At 38.4% G+C, this 19,684-nt stretch carries 22 protein-coding genes; 21 read left to right on the forward strand and 1 reads right to left on the reverse strand.

Annotated features, from left to right (window positions below; genetic code table 11):
- Nucleotides 1-49 precede the first annotated feature (49 nt).
- The 19 genes from ACI48O_RS05375 to ypjB all read left to right on the forward strand — a co-directional run bounded on the left by ACI48O_RS05375 (nt 50) and on the right by ypjB (nt 17,137).
- The gene (locus ACI48O_RS05375) at nt 50-880 is read left to right on the forward strand and encodes a heptaprenyl diphosphate synthase component 1 (protein ID WP_435560703.1); all 831 of its coding nucleotides are present in this window, start codon (nt 50-52) and stop codon (nt 878-880) included.
- A gap of 3 nt (nt 881-883) precedes the next feature.
- Complete coding sequence (locus ACI48O_RS05380) at nt 884-1,585, forward strand: demethylmenaquinone methyltransferase (protein ID WP_435560704.1); 702 nt, start codon at nt 884-886, stop codon at nt 1,583-1,585.
- A gap of 80 nt (nt 1,586-1,665) precedes the next feature.
- Nucleotides 1,666-2,628, forward strand: a complete 963-nt coding sequence (gene hepT / locus ACI48O_RS05385) for a heptaprenyl diphosphate synthase component II (protein WP_435560740.1) — start codon at nt 1,666-1,668, stop codon at nt 2,626-2,628.
- An 87-nt stretch (nt 2,629-2,715) separates the two neighbouring features.
- On the forward strand, nt 2,716-3,162 hold the full coding sequence (gene ndk, locus ACI48O_RS05390; RefSeq protein WP_435560705.1) for a nucleoside-diphosphate kinase: 447 nt from the start codon (nt 2,716-2,718) through the stop codon (nt 3,160-3,162).
- Nucleotides 3,163-3,386: 224 nt separating this feature from the next.
- Nucleotides 3,387-4,559, forward strand: coding sequence for a chorismate synthase (gene aroC, locus ACI48O_RS05395; protein ID WP_435560706.1), 1,173 nt, complete (start codon nt 3,387-3,389; stop codon nt 4,557-4,559).
- Entirely contained in the window at nt 4,559-5,629 is a 1,071-nt protein-coding gene (aroB, locus tag ACI48O_RS05400; protein ID WP_435560707.1) for a 3-dehydroquinate synthase, read from the forward strand. Before aroC ends, aroB begins: the two co-directional genes overlap by 1 nt.
- 20 nt (nt 5,630-5,649) lie before the next feature.
- Nucleotides 5,650-6,024, forward strand: a complete 375-nt coding sequence (gene aroH / locus ACI48O_RS05405) for a chorismate mutase (RefSeq protein WP_435560708.1) — start codon at nt 5,650-5,652, stop codon at nt 6,022-6,024.
- Between the two features lie 78 nt (nt 6,025-6,102).
- Complete coding sequence (gene hisC, locus ACI48O_RS05410) at nt 6,103-7,206, forward strand: histidinol-phosphate transaminase (protein ID WP_435560709.1); 1,104 nt, start codon at nt 6,103-6,105, stop codon at nt 7,204-7,206.
- Between the two features lie 22 nt (nt 7,207-7,228).
- The gene (locus ACI48O_RS05415) at nt 7,229-8,335 is read left to right on the forward strand and encodes a prephenate dehydrogenase (RefSeq protein WP_435560710.1); all 1,107 of its coding nucleotides are present in this window, start codon (nt 7,229-7,231) and stop codon (nt 8,333-8,335) included.
- A gap of 33 nt (nt 8,336-8,368) precedes the next feature.
- Nucleotides 8,369-9,658 carry a 3-phosphoshikimate 1-carboxyvinyltransferase gene (aroA, locus tag ACI48O_RS05420; RefSeq protein WP_435560711.1) on the forward strand — a complete coding sequence of 430 codons (1,290 nt, stop codon included), beginning with the start codon at nt 8,369-8,371 and terminating at the stop codon, nt 9,656-9,658.
- A 431-nt stretch (nt 9,659-10,089) separates the two neighbouring features.
- A complete protein-coding gene (locus tag ACI48O_RS05425) occupies nt 10,090-10,989 on the forward strand; it encodes a hypothetical protein (protein WP_435560712.1) in 900 nt (299 codons plus the stop codon).
- Nucleotides 10,990-11,011: 22 nt separating this feature from the next.
- A complete protein-coding gene (locus ACI48O_RS05430; protein WP_435560713.1) occupies nt 11,012-12,274 on the forward strand; it encodes a tetratricopeptide repeat protein in 1,263 nt (420 codons plus the stop codon).
- A gap of 49 nt (nt 12,275-12,323) precedes the next feature.
- Nucleotides 12,324-12,866, forward strand: a complete 543-nt coding sequence (locus ACI48O_RS05435; RefSeq protein WP_435560714.1) for a ReoY family proteolytic degradation factor — start codon at nt 12,324-12,326, stop codon at nt 12,864-12,866.
- 83 nt (nt 12,867-12,949) lie between these two features.
- On the forward strand, nt 12,950-13,414 hold the full coding sequence (locus ACI48O_RS05440; RefSeq protein WP_435560715.1) for a YpiF family protein: 465 nt from the start codon (nt 12,950-12,952) through the stop codon (nt 13,412-13,414).
- 140 nt (nt 13,415-13,554) lie between these two features.
- Nucleotides 13,555-14,055 carry a QcrA and Rieske domain-containing protein gene (locus ACI48O_RS05445; RefSeq protein ID WP_435560716.1) on the forward strand — a complete coding sequence of 167 codons (501 nt, stop codon included), beginning with the start codon at nt 13,555-13,557 and terminating at the stop codon, nt 14,053-14,055.
- A gap of 15 nt (nt 14,056-14,070) precedes the next feature.
- Complete coding sequence (qcrB, locus tag ACI48O_RS05450; protein WP_435560717.1) at nt 14,071-14,745, forward strand: menaquinol-cytochrome c reductase cytochrome b subunit; 675 nt, start codon at nt 14,071-14,073, stop codon at nt 14,743-14,745.
- Nucleotides 14,746-14,801: 56 nt separating this feature from the next.
- The gene (locus ACI48O_RS05455; RefSeq protein ID WP_435560718.1) at nt 14,802-15,569 is read left to right on the forward strand and encodes a c-type cytochrome; all 768 of its coding nucleotides are present in this window, start codon (nt 14,802-14,804) and stop codon (nt 15,567-15,569) included.
- A gap of 100 nt (nt 15,570-15,669) precedes the next feature.
- A complete protein-coding gene (lhaT, locus tag ACI48O_RS05460; protein WP_435560719.1) occupies nt 15,670-16,266 on the forward strand; it encodes a lipoprotein heptaprenylglyceryl N-acetyltransferase LhaT in 597 nt (198 codons plus the stop codon).
- A 76-nt stretch (nt 16,267-16,342) separates the two neighbouring features.
- On the forward strand, nt 16,343-17,137 hold the full coding sequence (gene ypjB / locus ACI48O_RS05465; protein ID WP_435560720.1) for a sporulation protein YpjB: 795 nt from the start codon (nt 16,343-16,345) through the stop codon (nt 17,135-17,137).
- Between the two features lie 52 nt (nt 17,138-17,189).
- Here ypjB and ACI48O_RS05470 read toward each other — a convergent pair whose 3' ends face one another.
- Nucleotides 17,190-18,059, reverse strand: coding sequence for a YitT family protein (locus tag ACI48O_RS05470; RefSeq protein WP_435560721.1), 870 nt, complete (start codon nt 18,057-18,059; stop codon nt 17,190-17,192).
- Nucleotides 18,060-18,509: 450 nt separating this feature from the next.
- On the opposite strand from ACI48O_RS05470, the gene ACI48O_RS05475 reads away from it, so the two are divergent.
- Entirely contained in the window at nt 18,510-18,866 is a 357-nt protein-coding gene (locus ACI48O_RS05475; protein ID WP_435560722.1) for a nucleotide pyrophosphohydrolase, read from the forward strand.
- Nucleotides 18,859-19,659 carry a 4-hydroxy-tetrahydrodipicolinate reductase gene (gene dapB / locus ACI48O_RS05480; protein WP_435560723.1) on the forward strand — a complete coding sequence of 267 codons (801 nt, stop codon included), beginning with the start codon at nt 18,859-18,861 and terminating at the stop codon, nt 19,657-19,659. Before ACI48O_RS05475 ends, dapB begins: the two co-directional genes overlap by 8 nt.
- Nucleotides 19,660-19,684: the final 25 nt, after the last annotated feature.

Genomic DNA, 19,684 nt, shown 5'->3' on the forward strand with positions numbered 1-19,684 from the left:
AACGTCTCCTGTTTGGGGAGTTTAATTATATATCTTTGGGGAAACAAGGGTGATTATTTTGCATGATATTCAAACTAAATTAGCTGAATTGAAAGAGCTTGTTGAACAGAAAGCCTTTCATCCTTATTTAATGAAACATATTCAGGTACCATTAATTGATGAGGATCGGCTTTTATTACTCATTTCAATTTTTGATCAGCTTAATTTATCGGATATTGAAAAAAACACATATATTACCGCAACTTTGTTAATTCAATTGGCCCTTGATACCCATGACTATGTACATTCAGTTTCAATTGACGAGGAATTAAAAGGTCAACAGCTAACCGTATTAGCTGGAGATTATTTCAGCGGACTTTATTATAAACATTTAGCAAACATTAATAACATATCGTTAATACGTGAATTATCTAATGGGATAAAAGAAATAAATGAACACAAGATCATGCTTCATGGTAATCCACACACAAACAATATTGAGCTTGTCCTTGACCATCTGAAAAAAATTGAGGGTGCTCTATTTGAAAAAATTGCTGACTTTTTCAAAGTCTCATTTTCAAGTGAATTCACTTTGAATTTATTACTGGTAAAACGACTTCTTCGTGAAAGAGAGCAGTTTCTAACAACCGGGACATCAATAGGATTTGAAGCAATCAAAAAAATGATGGTTAATGACGATCCTAAAAGTAATGCAGAATTAACGGATGACCAACAAAAAAAATTATTATATGCTTTTGACCAAGCGATAAATCGCACGATTCATTCAATAAAAGCTGGGATGAAAAACCTGCCATATGTTAATGAATTGTTTAACATGCGGATTCAGTCCATAGTGGACGAGTACCAAGCAATGGTTAAAACTTTTGTGGAAGAAGGGTAAGAAATGCAGCAATCAAAGGAAGAGCGTGTCCATAAGGTTTTTGAGAAAATTTATGGAAACTACGATAAAATGAATTCTGTTATCAGCTTTCAGCAGCATAAAAAATGGCGGAAAGATACAATGCGCCGAATGAATGTTCAAAAGGGTAGTGCTGCTCTTGATGTTTGCTGCGGCACAGCTGATTGGACAATTGCTATGGCTGATGCTGTTGGATCTACAGGTGAGGTAATTGGACTTGATTTTAGTAAGAATATGTTAAAAATAGGTCAAGAAAAAGTCGAAAACCTGCAGTTGAAAAATGTATCCCTTATTCACGGGAATGCAATGGAACTTCCATTTGAAGATAATCGGTTTGATTATGTAACGATTGGGTTTGGTTTAAGAAATGTTCCAGACTATTTACAAGTATTGAAAGAACTTAATCGAGTGTTAAAACCAGGCGGGATTGCAGTTTGCCTTGAAACCTCACAACCAACTATGTTTGGTTTTAAACAGCTATATTTCTTTTATTTTCGATTTATCATGCCGTTATTCGGCCGAATTTTTGCGAAGAGCTATAAGGAATATTCATGGCTTCAAGAGTCTGCCAGAGACTTCCCAGGAATGGTAGAGCTGAAAGAAATGTTTGAAGAAGCCGGCTTTAGAAATGTCCGCTTTAAGCCATATAGTGGCGGAGTTGCAGCTGTGCATATTGGTGAAAAATAACCAAGAATTTGATCTTATTTAATTAGAAAAAATAAATCAAAAACAAAAATAGATAGATTCAAAGCTGGTGAATGCAAATGTTGAAATTAAAAATGATGTATTCATTTTTGAGTTCGGATTTGAATGTTATTGAAAAAGAGCTTGAGGAGTCGATCAACGCACAAGCTCCTTTATTGCACCAAGCATCCATGCATTTATTAAAAGCCGGGGGGAAGAGAATTCGCCCAGTTTTTGTCCTACTTGCAGGGAGGTTTGGTGACTATGACATTAACGTAATCAAAAATGTTGCAGTAACTTTAGAACTGATCCATACGGCCAGTTTAGTTCATGATGATGTGATTGATGACGCAGAAATGAGACGTGGCAAACCAACCATTAAAGCAAAGTGGGATAATCGTATTGCCATGTATACGGGCGATTATATTTTTGCTCGCTCATTGGAACTGATGACTGATATCAATAATCCGTTAGCCCACAAGATTTTATCAAACACGATGGTAGAACTTTGTCTTGGTGAAATTGAACAAATAAAAGACAAGTACCGTTATGAACAAAATTTAAGAGATTATTTGCGCAGAATTAAACGAAAGACAGCTCTGCTCATTGCTGCCAGCTGTCAGCTTGGCGCTGTAGCAGCTAATGTTAGTGAAGACGTTCATAGAAAGTTATTTCAATTCGGTTACTATGTTGGAATGTCCTTTCAAATAATCGATGATGTCCTTGATTTCACTTCAACAGAGAAAGAGCTGGGTAAGCCTGCTGGTGGAGATCTTCTTCAAGGGAACATCACCTTGCCTGTTTTATATGCAATGGAGAATTGGGATATTAAGAAAGAAATTATTAAGGTTCATCCACATACAACCAGAAGTGAAATGGATAAAATTATTTTAATGGTAAAAAATTCTGATGCGATTGAACGGTCTCTTAACCTTAGTGACCGCTACCTAAGTAAAGCCCTTTCCATTTTAGAGCAACTCCCACAAAATAAAGCAAAGAAATCACTCCGTGAAATTGCCTTGTATATCGGAAAACGGAAATTCTAATATTGCGAAAATTTCCAAACAATGTTAATATTTTCATGGATTGCTGCTTGTCAGTCCGTCATACATAAGTATCTAGGAGTGGATTTTATGGAAAAAACATTTTTAATGGTTAAACCTGATGGTGTTCAAAGAAATCTTATCGGTGAAATTGTTTCACGTTTTGAAAAGAAAGGATTTCAATTAGTTGGTGCAAAATTAATGAGTATTCCTGTAGAACTTGCAGAACAGCATTATGGAGAGCATAAGGAGCGCCCTTTCTTCGGAGAGTTAGTTGAGTTCATTACTTCAGGACCTGTATTTGCAATGGTTTGGCAAGGAGAAAATGTAATTGCTACAGCTCGCCAAATGATGGGTTCAACAAATCCGAAAGATGCTGCACCAGGAACAATTCGCGGTGATTTCGGTGTTACAGTTGGAAAGAATATCATTCATGGATCAGATTCTCCGGAAAGTGCTGTTCGTGAAATTGGCTTATTCTTTAATGAAGCTGAATTAGTGGAATACAATAAACTAATGAATGAATGGATTCTTTAAATTTTCCTTTTAAAGCACTTGTAGTCATTACAAGTGCTTTTTTGTATACGTTTACAGCTTCGGAAAAAATTTTTGTATTTTTTACATATACTGATAATTCATGTTAAAATGAATACTATTGTAAAATTTAATTTTTCAATTTTTAAATTTTTGCTATTTTTATTTTTTATGTCGTATGGTATATTGAGACATAATCCTTTAATGAGTTGAAGGAGGAAAGTGTAATGAGATATTTAACAGCCGGGGAATCACATGGTCCCCAATTAACCACCATTATTGAAGGGCTTCCTGCTGGAATGCCGCTTGTTGCTGAAGACATTAACTATGAATTGCAACGAAGACAAAAGGGCCACGGTAGAGGTCGAAGAATGCAAATTGAAAAGGATACTGCTGAAATCATGGCAGGGGTTCGCCACGGACTTACGCTTGGCTCACCAGTTGCACTCGTTGTTGAAAATAACGATTGGAAACATTGGACTAAAATAATGGGACAAGCACCGTTGGAACTCGATGAAGAAAATGATGTTAAAAGGAAAATTTCTCGGCCAAGACCAGGGCATGCAGATCTAAATGGTGCTTTAAAATATGGACATCGCGATATGAGAAATGTTTTAGAAAGATCATCTGCCAGAGAAACCACAGTTCGAGTGGCTGCAGGGGCAGTTGCAAAAAAACTACTTACATCGCTCGGAATTAACATCGCTTCACATGTAATTGAAATTGGCGGGGTTAAGGCTGAAAGCAAACATTTTGAGTCTCTTTCTGAGTTGATTGAAAAAACAGAGCAATCTCCAGTGCGCTGTGTTGATCCTGTTGCTGAGAAAGAAATGATGAAGGCAATTGATGATGCTAAACAAAATGGTGATTCTATTGGTGGAATCGTTGAGGTTATCGTAGAAGGCATGCCTTCGGGTGTTGGAAGCTATGTTCACTATGATCGAAAACTGGATGCTAAAATTGCCGCTGCCATTGTAAGTATAAATGCCTTTAAAGGTGTAGAATTTGGGATTGGGTTTGAAGCTGCAAGAAAACCAGGCAGTGAAGTTCATGATGAAATTATTTGGAATCAAGAACAAGGCTATACCAGAAGAACAAATCGCTTAGGCGGATTTGAAGGTGGCATGACAACAGGTGAACCAATTGTGGTTCGTGGCGTGATGAAGCCGATACCGACGCTGTACAAACCACTTCAAAGTGTAGATATTGAAACGAAAGAGCCTTTTTCTGCAAGCATTGAACGTTCTGATAGCTGTGCTGTTCCTGCGGCCGCTGTTGTTGCTGAAAGTGCAGTAGCTTGGGAGCTTGCCTCAGCATTAGTGGAGCAATTTTATGCTGACCGATTTGATAAATTGGCTGACCAAGTTCGTGAGTATCGAGAATATGCGAGGGAATTTTAATGGAAGCGGTGAAAATCCAAACCAAGTCAAAGCAATACCCGGTTTTTATTGGTGCTGGTGTTACCGCGAATCTCCAATCTTTTATTAAAGAGAGGTTTCCAAAGCTTTCTACGGTATTAATTATTTCCGATGAAACAGTAGGCAGTCTTTATTTAGATTCACTTAAAGCTCAAGTTTCTGAACTACAGGTGGCCACTTTTCTTGTTCCTAGTGGGGAAACAGCGAAATCCTTTGATCACTATTATGACTGTTTGACTTATGCGTTGGAACAAAAGCTAGATCGACAATCATTAATTATCTCCTTTGGGGGAGGAGTGGTTGGTGATTTGTCAGGGTTTGTGGCTGCAAGCTATATGCGCGGCATTCCGTTTATTCAAGTGCCAACTACAATCTTAGCTCATGATAGTGCTGTCGGAGGGAAAGTAGCGATCAATCATCCTTTAGGTAAAAATATGATTGGCGCTTTTCACCAGCCAGAAGCGGTTTTTTACGATTTGAATTATTTAAAGAGCCTGCCGATCAAAGAAATACGCTCGGGTTTTGCTGAAGTAATTAAACATGCGTTAATCCAAGATCCTTCCTTTTATAATTGGATTCAAACAAATGTTACGGATTTAAGTGATTTAAAAGAGGGAATTCTCCAGCATTCATTAGTCCGGGGCATTGAAATAAAAGGTATGATTGTATCTGAGGATGAAAGAGAAACAGGGGTACGAGCTTATTTAAATTTTGGTCATACATTAGGTCATGCCATTGAAGCAGAGTGTGGTTACGGAGTAATAAGTCATGGTGAGGCTGTCATCATTGGAATGGTCTTTGCCTTGAAATTAAGCAAGCAGGTAACGGGACTAACTTTCAATGAAGTAGATTTCACTTCATGGCTTAAACAATTAGGCTATCAAGTGACATTACCAGCTGGTTTAGAGCCAGAAAAACTGTTAGCTAGGATGAAACAAGACAAAAAATCGGTAAGTCAGAAAGTACGTTTTGTTTTGTTAAGTCAACTAGGACAACCAAGTTTATATGAAGTATCGGATGATGTTTTGATAGCTAGTCTATCAGAGTTTTAGAAACAAAGGGGGAAATTTTCATGATCCGCGGGGTGAGAGGAGCCATCACCGTTAACGAAGACAATGAAGCGGAAATTGTCGTAGCAACAGAACAATTAATTAGGCAAATGATTTTAGAAAATGAACTTTCAGCTGATCAAGTTGCCTCAATTTTTATTTCTGTTACGGACGATATAACAGCCGTTTTTCCTGCAAAAGCAGTTCGTCTGATCGAAGGGTGGAAATACGTTCCGGTTATGTGTATGAAAGAGATCCCTGTACCTAATTCATTACGTAAATGTATTCGGGTGATGATGCATGTGAATACAAACAAGGTTCAGGAAGAGATTTCACATGTTTATTTAGAGGGTGCTGAAGTTTTACGACCTGATTTGAACACATCAAAGCAACTTTAATTGTGGTGTTTCATTCTTGGGTACATAATTTCAGACAAATGTACTTACAAGAAAAGATCAAACATGAGGTGAACTGAAATGCAATGGAAAGAACAAATATTGACATTATCTCCATACCAACCAGGGAAATCAACTGATTCAGTAAAACGACAATATGGTTTAGAAAAGATCGTGAAATTGGCCTCAAATGAAAATCCATATGGATGCTCAGAGCAAGTGTTAGCTGCACTGCAGAATTCTGTCCAATCTCTGGAAATATACCCTGATGGCCATGCCACGAACTTAAGAGAAGCGGTTGCGAAACAGTTACAAGTCGAACCTAATCAGCTTATTTTTGGAAATGGTTCAGATAATATTATCCAAATTATTTCACGGTCGCTATTAACACCTGGCACCAATACTGTAATGGCTACTCCGACTTTTTCACAGTATAAGCACAACGCTGTCATTGAAGGTGCTGAAGTTCGGGAAATTCCATTGGTCAATGGTGAGCATGATTTGGCCTCCATGTTAGCAGCGATTGATACACAGACAAAAATTGTTTGGGTATGCAGTCCTAACAATCCAACCGGAATTTATATTGGTGAGGACAGCCTGTTGAATTTTCTTAAACAAGTACCTGAGAATGTACTCGTTGTGTTTGATGAAGCATATTTTGAATACGTTACTGCAGAAGACTATATCGATTCAGTAAAGCTGGTTAATACATTTAAAAACTTAATCGTACTAAGAACGTTCTCTAAAATCTATGGTTTAGCTAGTTTAAGAGTTGGATATGGCATTGCAAATCCTGCTGTTATTTCAGCATTAGAGCCTGTTAGGGAACCGTTTAATGTAAATACATTAGCCCAAGTGGCTGCTGAAGCTGCCATAAAGGATCAAGCGTTTGTTGAAGACTGTAAACAAAAAAATCGTAAAGGCCTTGAGCAGTTTTATCAATTTTGCCAAGATCATAATTTGGAATACTATCCTTCGCAAGGAAATTTCATTTTAATTGATTTTAAACGTGATGGAAACGAAGTGTTCCAGTATTTAATGGAAAGAGGCTATATTGTCCGTTCTGGAAAACCACTAGGTTTCCCAACTGCAGTTAGGGTAACTGTTGGTACCACTGAGCAAAACGATGGGGTAATTGCTGAAATGAAGCAAATGCTTGAAGTGAAAGCGACCTCTAATAAATAGGTGATTTAAAGGCGGTGGTCTTTTGAGAGGCCGTGTATTTGTGATAGGGCTAGGGTTGATAGGTGGCTCCCTGGCTCTTTCTATTAAGCGTACACATAAAGATTCTATTATAATTGGTTTTGATGTTAACGAAAAACAAAGGAAACTAGCGAAAATGCTCGGAGTCGTTGATGAAACTGTAGAAGAGATTAAGCTTGGCGCGGAGCAAGCTGACCTCATCATCATTGCTACTCCCGTAAATGAAGCGGAATTGATCATTCGAAGCCTATCAAATATGTCGTTGAAAAATGACGTGATTGTAACAGATGCCGGTAGTACAAAGACAAAAATTGTTGAAACAGCAACATGTCTTGTGAAAAAAGGAATTACCTTTATCGGCGGTCATCCGATGGCCGGTTCCCATAAAAGCGGTGTAACAGCTGCAAAAGCTATTTTATTTGAAAATGCCTTTTATTTATTAACTCCGAGCTCAGACATTGCCGGGGACCAGATTGAAACGCTAAAGGAATGGCTACAAGGTACTAAAGCAAAGTTTTTGATTGTATCACCGGAAGAGCATGACTATATGACTGGGGTAATCAGTCATTTCCCTCACGTCATTGCAGCATCCCTTGTTCATCAAGCAGAAAAAACGAGTCAAGAACAACATTTGGTAACGAGATTGGCTGCAGGTGGCTTTCGGGATATTACCCGGATCGCATCGAGCAATCCAGCAATGTGGAGGGATATTCTTCTGCATAATAAACCTGTTCTACTTAAAATTTTTCATGACTGGATCGACGAAATGGAACATGTAACATCGATGCTCGCAAATGAAAACGGCGATGCATTGTATCAATATTTTCAGAGCGCCAAACAGTTCAGAGATGAACTTCCTGTAAAAGATAAAGGTGCAATTCCGGCGTTTTATGATCTATTTGTTGATGTTCCCGATTATCCTGGGGTAATCTCTGAAATTACTGGTTATTTAGCAAAAGAAGAAATAAGTATTACCAACATCCGTATCCGGGAAACTCGTGAGGAGGTTTACGGAATACTAGTCATTAGCTTCCAAACAGAGGAAGATCGGCAAAGAGCAGAACAATGTATTAAACATTATACAGACTTCGATACATCAGTTGGACCTTAATTGTAAACTTTCATAGTGGATGGGTGATAAAACATGGATCAAATTCAACTACATACAAATGCTGCAGGTTTATCTGGAGAAATTTCCATTCCAGGCGATAAATCGATCTCACATCGTGCTGTAATGTTTGGTGCTATCGCAACTGGAACAACCACTGTTACGAATTTTTTGCCTGGGGATGATTGTCTTAGTACGATTTCCTGTTTTCGTAAATTAGGGGTAGAGATTGTTCAGGAAGATAATATGGTTACGGTCTACGGGAAAGGGCTAAACGGTCTTAATGAGTCTTCGGAAATTTTGGATGTTGGCAATTCCGGAACAACGATTCGGTTATTAATGGGGATTCTTGCTGGACGCCCTTTTCATAACGTTTTAATCGGTGATCATTCAATCGGCAGAAGACCGATGACACGTGTGGTAAAACCTTTGTTGCAAATGGGAGCTAAAATCGATGGGAAAAACAATGGGGAATTTACACCCATATCAATAAGAGGCGGAGAATTAACGGCAATCGAATATACACTTCCTGTTGCCAGCGCTCAAGTTAAATCATCGATTCTTTTTGCCGGGCTTCAGGCGAACGGAACGACAATCATTCATGAACCTGCTAAAACACGTGATCATACAGAGCGGATGATTCGTCAATTTGGCGGCGAAGTGGAAAGTAATGGTCTTTCTGTTAAGATTCAAGGGGGACAATCCTTAACTGCAAGTCATGTTAACGTTCCCGGAGATATTTCCTCAGCAGCATTTTTTATGGTTGCAGGTGCAATCGTTCCTAATAGTGAAATTATTTTAAAAAATGTTGGCTTAAATCCGACTCGAACAGGCATAATTGATGTTATGAAAGAAATGGGAGCGGATATTACCATCCTTCCAAATGAAGCGGAGCAATATGAGCCAACTGGGGATATCATTGTGAGAACTTCAAACTTGGTCGGTACCGTTATTGAGGGAGAGTTGATTCCAAGACTAATTGATGAGATTCCAGTCCTCGCTTTGCTTGCTACACAAGCAAAAGGTAAAACAATCATAAAAGATGCACATGAGTTAAAGGTAAAGGAAACGAACAGAATCGATACAGTCGTAAATGAACTTTCCAAGCTTGGTGCTTCGATTGAAGCAACCGAGGATGGAATGATTATCCATGGTGGAACAGCTCTTAAATCTGGAGAAGTAAGCAGTCATGGAGATCACCGAATTGGTATGATGCTAGCAGTTGCCGCTTTAATTACTAAGGGCGAGGTAATGCTAACCGATGCAGAAGCCATTTCCGTCTCCTATCCTAAATTTTTTAATGATTTAAATAATCTTTTAAGATAGTTGTGTTAAAGAACAAAGTTGATTTTTGAACACTCTGTTGATTGGAGCGGAAGGTGCGAGACTCCTGCGGGAGAAGGTGTCACGGGAGACCCCACAGGCGCTATGGCGCCGAGGAGAACGAAAATCGGAAGCGGCTTGCCCAGGGGCGACAGGCATAAGACGAGCCGGCATGAAGGTTGTTTTTTGACCTTCTTGACGGATTGGCTTATGACCCCGAGCCCCTAGCCGCTGTAGCTAGACAGGCTCCCGGACTCCCCCGCGGAAAGCGAGCACCTGGAGTGGAAATCAACAGACAAATTTAACAAAGCCTTACGATAAACAAGCAGGAGTTGGAGCTAATCCAGCTCCTTACTTTTCTAATTTTGTCAGTCATATTTATAAAAATTCCACATAGCTTGTCATAAGACCGTTTTAAAAAAGAGGGTGGTTTTATGACCTATATCATTGAAAATGCAAATGTATTGAACGAACAAACTGTTAACACAACATCATTCCTAGTTAAACAAGACAAAATCGCCTCTGTGTTGCCTTCCGTCAACAAGCTAAGTTACATGAGAATGGATGCAAATTCATTCATTATGACCCCTACTTATACGATGTTTGATCCACAGCTGCCTGAAAATAAATCATTTCAGGAATTGAAGCAGTACTTTTTAGAGGAGTTTATCAAAAAAGGATGCACCACTTTTTTAACAACCGCAAATATTGAGTTTGAAGCTGAGTTTTCGCTTAAAATCAAGCGAAAGCAAGCCATGCTTAATACGAGTCCCATCGATTATATTATTGCCGTCAAAATCCCTGTTCGGCTGCTAACCCCATCCTTCATTAGAAAATGTAAAAAGGAAAAAATACCTGCCATTTTTGTAGAAATAGAAAAATGGTCTGAAATAGTATCCGTTCCATGGGGATGGATTAAAGAGGCGCTTTTTCCATACAATTGTCCATTAATTCCAGTTTTCTCATTAAAAAGTGCTAACGAAATGCATCAGGCAATTGATAATTGGAGAAAAATTACTACAAATGAAAAAATCCCATCTCTAAAAAATGAGATACCAGTATCTCAGCCTATGACCAAACAGGACCTTGCCAAAATAGGAATCTATCCGCTTAAATCAAATCTCCTGCAGGGTGGAGAACTTAGTTATAATATGTATTTGATGGATTCTAAAAGCAAGCAAGTTGAACAAATGGATTTGTTTCATTATCATAATCATAGATTGGTTATTACAATGCATAAAGGAAAAGTAATTCGAGCAGGTGAAAAGGTGGTGTTTCGTTCGGGGTTCGGTGAAAAGGTAACAATTAAAATGCCATCTTTCTACACACTATAGTAAATCTTGAAAGGGTCATAACATGAATACAGTAAATAATATCATCTCTCTTTTAGAAAACGGTCAACAAAAAGAAGCCATTCAACAGTATAGACAAGTCCTACAACATGGAACGGCTGAGGAAAAATATGATCTCGCCGAGGAATTAACGAGGTTCGGATTTTTAGAGGAAGCAGCGGACCTATATAAGAATTTATTAGAAGAATACCCTGATGAAGGTGAACTGATCGTTCTGCTTGCCGAAATATACCTCGAAATGGGACAAGAAGAGGAAGCCATGCTTCTGCTTGAAAAAATTGACGCTAGTGATGAGTTTTTTCCCCAGTCTCTTTTGCTATTAGCCGATTTATACCAAATGAATGGTTTATACGAAGTAAGTGAGCAAAAATTAATAACAGCCAAAAAAATATTACCACAAGAAGAAGTGATTGATTTTGCCTTGGGCGAACTTTATGGTGAGCTGGGCAGGTTCGCAGAAGCCATTCAATCCTATGATCGTATTTTAACACAAGGCACAAAAGAGATTGCTGGGATCAATATCAATCAGAGAATGGCAGAAATGTTAAGTGCAAGCGGGTCCTTTGAGGAGGCTCTTCCCCATTATGATTTAGCGCTAAAGGAAAAACTTGAAATAAATACATTATTTGGTTACGCCTTAACAGCCTATCAATCAGGAGCCATTCAAACCTCTATTGAAAAATTTGAACAACTTAAAGAGCTTGACCCCGAATATCATTCCTTATATTTATATTTGGCTAAAGCATATGAGCGAGAAGAAGACCTTCAAAGATGTTTTGACATTATTAAAGAAGGAATCCGTCTTGATGATTTTAACAAAGATTTATTTTATTATGGTGGAAAGATTGCGCTTAAACTAGGTAAAGAAGAAGAGGCTGAAAGACTGCTGAGGGAAGCAATCGCTCTTGATCCAGGTTTTACAGAAGCTGTTCTAACCTTGAATAAACTTTTTCTTCTTCAGGAACGTTTTGAAGAAGTATTAGAATTAGCGGAGCAAGTTGAACTAATTAATGAAGTGGAACCTCAGTTGTTGTGGGATGAAGCGGTTGCTCATCACCATTTAGAGAATTATTCAAAAGCATTAAACAAATATCAACTTGCATATACTTACTTTAAGAATCATCAGGAATTTTTAAAGGATTACGGATATTTTTTAATTGAAGAAGGAAAAAGTGTTGAGGCTGTCGAAATTTTTATTGAATTACTAAAAAATGATCCGAGCAATATTGAATATCAAGAATTAGTTGATCGTTTACAAGGATCATAGGATGAACTGCATTTAAAATATGGTGAATTTGCAGAGGAGGGAAGCAAACATGACGACCCCTGTATCTGTCAACGAGAAGAAGGATTTTATTCGTTGGTTTTTAAACCATTATCAGTTGAAAAGAAGAGAATGTGTGTGGATCTTAAATTACTTAATGAGCCATGACCAGCTGATGGAAAAGGTTCATTTTGTAGATCAGGCACAATATTGTCCACGTGGACTTGTAATGTCTACGCATTGTGTTGATGAAGTACCATTTCGATTCTATAAAGAAAATGTAATGACAACAGATGCAGAAAAATCATTCCATGATATCCGTCTAAATCGGGATGAGGAAATTTATATTCAATTAAATTTTCATGCTTCCAACCAGGCTCATCAATATGCAGCGGTTCAAGAAGACAATCCTTTTATGCCTAGAAACGTGCAAATTAATGAGTCAGACCGTATTATTGCCGAGCGCTTTTTAACGGATAGCATCAGACGTTTTCAAGAGGAAAAGTTGCTTCAACAAATTGACGATGCTCTTGATCAACATGACCAGAATGCTTTCGAAGCATTAACAGACCAATTAAGAAAATTAAAAAAGTGACTTTTCGGACAGCTTGCTTGCAAAAGCAAGCTTTTTTGTTTAGGGTAGAATTGGATTATGTTAGTAACAGGAGGGATTTACAGTTGAAATGGAACCCGCAGGATATAGAAACTTTTTTGCAATCGAAAGAATATGTTGATACAGCGGTTCTACCACTACTTCCAGTCGCATTTGACAGTGAAATGGGACAGGCAGCTGGGATGAGCGAGTTTATTACTTTAGTAACAGGTCAATTAGAAAGACAATTTAAAGGTAGATTATTATTGCTTCCGGGGTTTTCTTATCTAAAAACATGTGAAGAAGAAAAGCTATTTACGGATCTATTATTATGGGAATCTCAATTGAAGGAAAGTGGTTTTAGTCATATTTTTTATTTAACCTCCGATCTGTTTTGGAAATCGGCGGAATCACGTCTAGACGGTTCACTTATTTGGATTCCTTCCATTCCGTTAGAAACGATGCAGGAAGCCCAAAAAATTTCCGTGGTAGAAAGTCAGGTAAAACAGATGTTAACTTTGTTTACTGGCAAATGGCATGAAAAAGAATAAATATTTAGAAAGTTGGAAGATTCAGGCTAGTATTTTATTGACCTTGAATAAAGATTGATATATCATGAGAATGTCCTAGTTTTATATTTTGTTTTAATAGTCTCGTGAACTTAAACTTTGTAACAGGGGGGGGGATAAGCATGAGCAAGCATCGTGTTTCAAGACGTCAGTTCTTGAATTACACTCTTACAGGGGTAGGAGGATTTATGGCGGCAGGAATGTTAATGCCGATGGTGCGATTTGCACTTGATCCAGTTTTAGCTGCAGATGCGGGTGGAGACTTTATTCCAACAAAGCAAAAAATTGCAGACTTAACTACTGAACCGGTTCGTGTCGACTTTACTTTTAAGCAAAAGGATGCTTGGTACGAATCAGAAGTAACAAATACAGCTTGGGTGTATAAGAATGACAAGGGGGAAATTGTTGCGCTTTCACCAGTGTGCAAACACTTAGGATGCACGGTTGACTGGAATGCGGACAAGGCGAATCCAAATCAGTTTTTCTGTCCATGTCATATGGGTCGATATGAGAAGGACGGTACAAACATACCAGGAACTCCGCCAATGGCGCCGCTGGATGTATACCCATATAAAGAAAAAGACGGCTACCTACACTTAGGTAAAGCCAAACCAAGAGCCTAAAAGGAGGCGTAATCAATGTTAAACAAAATTTACGATTGGGTAGATGAACGTTTAGACATTACTCCTTTATGGCGCGATATTGCGGACCATGAGGTTCCAGAGCATGTAAATCCGGCACATCACTTTTCTGCCTTTGTTTACTGCTTCGGAGGTCTAACGTTCTTTATTACGGTTATTCAGATTTTGTCTGGGATGTTTTTAACGATGTATTATGTTCCAGATATTAAAAATGCATGGGAATCAGTTTACTATCTACAAAACGAAGTAGCTTTTGGTCAAATTGTTCGTGGAATGCACCATTGGGGCGCAAGCTTAGTTATTGTCATGATGTTCTTACATACTCTGCGTGTGTTTTTCCAGGGAGCTTATAAAAAACCGCGTGAATTGAACTGGATTGTTGGCGTATTAATATTCTTTGTAATGCTTGGTTTAGGATTAACGGGGTACCTATTACCATGGGATATGAAAGCGCTATTTGCTACTAAAGTAACACTACAAATCATGGATTCTATTCCATTGATCGGACCTTATATTAAAACCTTAATGTCAGGACATCCTGATATCGTTGGTGCACAAACATTATCTCGATTCTTTGCAATTCATGTATTCTTCTTACCGGCTGCATTGTTCGGATTAATGGCTGCACACTTCATGATGATTCGTAAGCAAGGTATTTCTGGTCCACTATAAGATGGATTCGTTATTTATACGGCTTTAACATAGAGTTAAAGGAGGGGGATTGCTCAATGCATCACGGCAAAGGTATGAAGTTCGTAGGTGACTCACGTGTCTCTGCAGAACGTAAACCTAATATTCCGAAGGATTATTCGGAGTACCCTGGTAAAACGGAAGCGTTTTGGCCTAACTTTCTATTAAAAGAATGGATGGTTGGTGCTGTTTTCTTAGTTGGATATTTATGTTTAACGATTGCTCATCCTTCACCGCTTGAACGGATTGCAGATCCAACAGATACTGCCTATATTCCTTTACCAGACTGGTACTTCTTATTCTTGTATCAATTATTAAAATACTCATATGCTTCAGGTCCATACACTATTATCGGTGCGATGGTTATTCCTGGACTTGCTTTTGGTGGTTTATTGCTTGCACCATTTATTGATCGTGGACCGCAGCGCCGTCCATCAAAACGTCCATTGGCAACAGGCTTTATGCTATTGGCGTTAGCATCAATTTTTTATCTAACATGGGAATCCTATGTAACACATGACTGGGAAGCCGCGAAAGCTCAAGGTCAAATCGTGGCAGAGGCTGAGTTTGATAAAGAATCGGATGGCTATAAAGTATATCAAGATCAGGGCTGTATTAACTGTCATGGTGATAATCTGCAAGGTGGAGCAGGAGCACCTGCTTTAGTTGATAATGGATTAGAACCAGCCAAAATTGCAGATATTGCCAAAAATGGTCAAAATGCAATGCCTGCTGGTATGTTCAAAGGTACTGATGAAGAACTTAAGCAGCTTTCTGAGTTTATTTCAAGTGTAAAAAGCAAATAGTTTATAAAAAAGCTGACGATTTTCGTCAGCTTTTTTTATGGGGCTGCTTTTTATGATAAGATAATATCTACTAGAATTGTATGTAGATAGGTGGGTGCTCATGACGTTAATTTATTCGATTTTAGCTAACCGGAAAGTATTATGGCTCCTGTTAATTGTAAATATACTAGGAACTGTTTACGGTTATTATTGGTACCGTTGGCAGCTTGCTGATACGCCAGCTATTTTTTTACCTTTTGTCCCTGATAGTCCGACAGCGAGCTTATTTTTTGTTTTTGTATTAATTGCTTTTCTTTTTGGAAGAAATTGGCCGCTTTTTGAAGCGTTAGCGATTGTCACTCTTGTAAAGTATGGAATTTGGGCTGTAGTGATGAATGGCTTGGTTGGTATTGTAAATGGCGGTCTTGATTGGGTCAGCTATATGTTAATATTTTCCCATCTTGCCATGGCAATCCAAGGCATTCTATACGCACCATTTTATAAAATGAAACTTTGGCATCTTGTTGTGACCGGTGTTTGGGTACTGCATAACGAAATCATAGATTATGTTTTTAAAATGATGCCACGATATCATGATTTAGATCTATATATGGCGCAAATTGGATATTTTACCTTTTGGTTAAGTATTGCCTCATTGGCTTTAACCTATTTTCTTTGTCTAAGAAAAGGACGATTTTACCTTTCGATAAAGAGTTAATGTAGTTGAAAGAAAATCAGGTCTATCCTTGTCCTTCCTTACATACATATAAGTAGTAGTTGGAGGGGGGATGAGGATGAGAGCAAAGTGTTTTGTATTATTTTTGGCCATTTATCTTTTACCTATTTTTACAGTGAATGCAGAACCAACCTCGAACGTTGATAAAATAAATCAAATATCTGATGAGGCCCTGCAAATGGTGAAATTGCACCGTTATGATGATGCCAAAAAAATATTACAATATTTTTCTGATCTATACATTACGGAAAAAAACAATAATAAAATATTTACTAACGATGAAATGAAAATTATTACACTCGCATATCGTGATGCTTTTGATGCTTTGAAGGATGAGGGAGCGCCCCATGATGAAAAAATGGGGAAAGTAACAACATTCAGGTTAGTCATTGATGCACTGTTCTCGGGTCAACAGCCCCTTTGGACAGAAATGGAAGAGCCTATTATGTCTGCCTTCCAAAATGTCAAGAAGGCAGCTTACAGTGGGAATAATGTGAATTTCCATTCCAATTTAAATTCCTTTTTATCTTTATATAATTTGATTTATCCTAGTTTGCGAATTGACATTCCTCAAGAGCAAGTTCAAAAGGTCGATCAAAAAGTGAGTTATATTGATCAATATCGTCCTAAGGTACTATCAAAGGCAGAAGGGCAACAAGAGTTAGAAACTTTAGGGACTGATTTACAATCAATCTTTGATGGAATGACTGAAGATGAGACCGACCCAAGCCTTTGGTGGGTTATTATCTCAACTGGAAGCATCATCATTCTCACATTATCTTATGTGGGTTGGAGAAAATATAAAGGAGACCGGGATCAGGAAAAAAACCGGCCGCATAAACTTAAAGATTAATCTAATCTTTACACTAAATAGAAACCCTCCCTGAAACAGGGAGGGTTTCTATTTAGTGCTCTAACGGCATTTTGTTTTCATCAAGGGTGAATCCTTCGCCAAGGACATCGTGAACGGCACTTACTGAGACAAAGGCATGGGGATCAATGGATGTAATTAAATTTTTTAATTTCACTATTTCATTTCTGCCAACTACACAATAGAGGATTTCCCGTTTGCTTTTTGTAAACGATCCATGACCATGAAGGACTGTTACCCCTCGTTCCATTTCTGCCATGATCTGATCGGCAATTTGGCCGTTTAAATCGGAGATGATCATCGCTCCTCTTGCCGAGTAGGCTCCCTCTTGCATGAAGTCGATTACCCTTGCCCCCACAAAAACAGCCACTAACGTATACATCGCTTCTTTATAGGATAGGTATGTAAGAGAGATCGTGATCACACAGGCATCGAATAGGAACATCGTTTTCCCCATACTCCAGCCAATATATTTATGGGTTAGCCTTGCGATAATATCAACACCACCTGTTGTTCCACCGAATCTGAAAATAATTCCTAAGCCCACGCCAATAGCTGCTCCTGCAAAAAGAGCGGCAAGTGTTAAATCATCTCTTAACGGCATATCGATTTGGTAGCGTTGAAAAATCCATAGAAAAACGGATACGCTTAAAGTTCCAATGATCGTATATAATAGAACGGAGCGCCCTAACAGTTTCCAGCCGATGAAAAATAGTGGGATATTTAATAGTAAATTGACGTAAGAAGGGTCCCATTTATATAAAAAGTATAAAAGTAATGTTATCCCGGTAAATCCGCCTTCAGCTAAATTATTTTGCATATTAAAATGGACGATTCCGAACGAAAAAATTGCTGCTCCTAAAAGAATAAAGAAAATGTTTTTAAGTCTAAGTCCAAACATCACCATCATTCCTCCCTTACAATATCATTCTCTACAAAAATGCTTTTCATGAAAAAAATATCCCATAAGCTGATACTAGCATTTTATTTCATTAAGTTCACTTTCAAAGAAAACAAACAAGAGTTGAATAGAGACAGCCCTGCCATTTTTCACAAAAAAGCAAAAATTATTTGTAAATAAGATCAGTTTTAGCTAACATTATTATTGATATCATAAATTATAGGCTCTGTGATACTTGGCTGTTGATTTCCACTTTAGGTGCTCGCGCACCTTAGGGGGAGTCCGGGAGCCTCCTCGGCGCCATAGCGCCTGTGGGGTCTCCCGTGACACCTTCTCCCGCAGGAGTCTCGCACCTTCCGTTCCAATCAACAGAGTGCTCAAATCAGCATTGTTCTTTAACAAAGCCAAATAATTAAAGCGAAAGTACTTTTATATGTTTCTGAGGTGAAATGGATGCATGAGCAAAAGACAGTGAAGCAGCTTCAAGAGGAAGTGGACGCATACATAGGTCAATTTAAAGAAGGATATTTCAGTCCACTTGCGATGCTGGCCAGAATGACGGAGGAATTGGGCGAACTGGCTAGAGAAGTGAACCACTACTACGGCGAAAAACCGAAAAAAGCAACTGAGGAACCTAAAGAAATTGAAGAAGAGCTTGGTGATATGCTCTTTGTGTTGATTTGTATGGCGAACTCATTAAATATTGATTTAGAAAGTGCCCATAATTTAGTCATGCATAAGTTTAACACCCGCGATAAAGATCGTTGGACAACCATACATACGAAAGAGGAGAAAAACGAAAATGAATAAAGTGAAGATTGTCGTAGCTGGTCCGCGTGGCCGAATGGGAAAGGAAGCAGTTCATCTAGTTTCAACTACTGAAAATTTTGAACTTGTGGCTGTTCTAGATCATAAAAATGATGGCAAAAATTTAAGTGAAATTGATGGCTTTTTAGGTGTTGAGGCTCCTATTTACAGTAATATTGAACAATGTTTCACTGAACAAAAACCAGATGTGCTGATTGATTTAACAACTCCAGAGGTGGGAATGTATCATACGAAGACGGCTCTTCAATATGGAGTGCGTCCAGTAGTTGGAACAACTGGTTTTTCCGAAGACGATCTAAAGGAACTAGAGGCAATTTGCAACGAGAAGGAACTTGGCTGTATTATTGCTCCGAATTTTGCTGTCGGTGCGGTATTGATGATGAAGTTTTCAAAGCTGGCCGCCAAATATTTTCAAGATATTGAAATTATCGAGCTTCACCACGATCAAAAATTAGATGCTCCATCAGGAACAGCAGTGAAAACTGCTCAAATGATTAGCGAAGTGAGAACACCGAAGAGTCAAGGCCATCCGAATGAAAAAGAAACCATTCAAGGTGCACGCGGGGCGAATTTTGAAGGATTACGCATTCATTCTGTAAGATTACCAGGACTTATCGCACATCAAGAGGTTCTATTTGGCTCTGAAGGACAGACGTTAACGATTCGTCACGACTCTTATAATCGTGCTTCTTTTATGTCAGGTGTCAAGCTTGCTGTTGAAACGGTTATTAAGATTGAATCCTTAGTTTACGGTCTTGAAAACATTATCGAATAAACAAAAATAGATTGGGGAAAATCTC

The sequence above is a fragment of the Neobacillus terrisolis genome (assembly GCF_051233475.1).
Taxonomy (GTDB): Bacteria; Bacillota; Bacilli; order Bacillales; family Cytobacillaceae; genus Bacillus_BU.

Excerpts from the sequence above, each read along its gene's own strand:
- ACI48O_RS05380 (WP_435560704.1), top strand. The coding sequence starts at position 884 with ATGCAGCAATCAAAGGAAGAGCGTGTCCATAAGGTTTTTGAGAAAATT.
- ndk (WP_435560705.1), top strand. The coding sequence starts at position 2,716 with ATGGAAAAAACATTTTTAATGGTTAAACCTGATGGTGTTCAAAGAAAT.
- aroC (WP_435560706.1), top strand. The coding sequence starts at position 3,387 with ATGAGATATTTAACAGCCGGGGAATCACATGGTCCCCAATTAACCACC.
- aroB (WP_435560707.1), top strand. The coding sequence starts at position 4,559 with ATGGAAGCGGTGAAAATCCAAACCAAGTCAAAGCAATACCCGGTTTTT.
- aroH (WP_435560708.1), top strand. The coding sequence starts at position 5,650 with ATGATCCGCGGGGTGAGAGGAGCCATCACCGTTAACGAAGACAATGAA.
- hisC (WP_435560709.1), top strand. The coding sequence starts at position 6,103 with ATGCAATGGAAAGAACAAATATTGACATTATCTCCATACCAACCAGGG.
- aroA (WP_435560711.1), top strand. The coding sequence starts at position 8,369 with ATGGATCAAATTCAACTACATACAAATGCTGCAGGTTTATCTGGAGAA.
- ACI48O_RS05425 (WP_435560712.1), top strand. The coding sequence starts at position 10,090 with ATGACCTATATCATTGAAAATGCAAATGTATTGAACGAACAAACTGTT.
- ACI48O_RS05430 (WP_435560713.1), top strand. The coding sequence starts at position 11,012 with ATGAATACAGTAAATAATATCATCTCTCTTTTAGAAAACGGTCAACAA.
- ACI48O_RS05435 (WP_435560714.1), top strand. The coding sequence starts at position 12,324 with ATGACGACCCCTGTATCTGTCAACGAGAAGAAGGATTTTATTCGTTGG.
- ACI48O_RS05445 (WP_435560716.1), top strand. The coding sequence starts at position 13,555 with ATGAGCAAGCATCGTGTTTCAAGACGTCAGTTCTTGAATTACACTCTT.
- qcrB (WP_435560717.1), top strand. The coding sequence starts at position 14,071 with ATGTTAAACAAAATTTACGATTGGGTAGATGAACGTTTAGACATTACT.
- ACI48O_RS05455 (WP_435560718.1), top strand. The coding sequence starts at position 14,802 with ATGCATCACGGCAAAGGTATGAAGTTCGTAGGTGACTCACGTGTCTCT.
- lhaT (WP_435560719.1), top strand. The coding sequence starts at position 15,670 with ATGACGTTAATTTATTCGATTTTAGCTAACCGGAAAGTATTATGGCTC.
- ypjB (WP_435560720.1), top strand. The coding sequence starts at position 16,343 with ATGAGAGCAAAGTGTTTTGTATTATTTTTGGCCATTTATCTTTTACCT.
- ACI48O_RS05475 (WP_435560722.1), top strand. The coding sequence starts at position 18,510 with ATGCATGAGCAAAAGACAGTGAAGCAGCTTCAAGAGGAAGTGGACGCA.
- dapB (WP_435560723.1), top strand. The coding sequence starts at position 18,859 with ATGAATAAAGTGAAGATTGTCGTAGCTGGTCCGCGTGGCCGAATGGGA.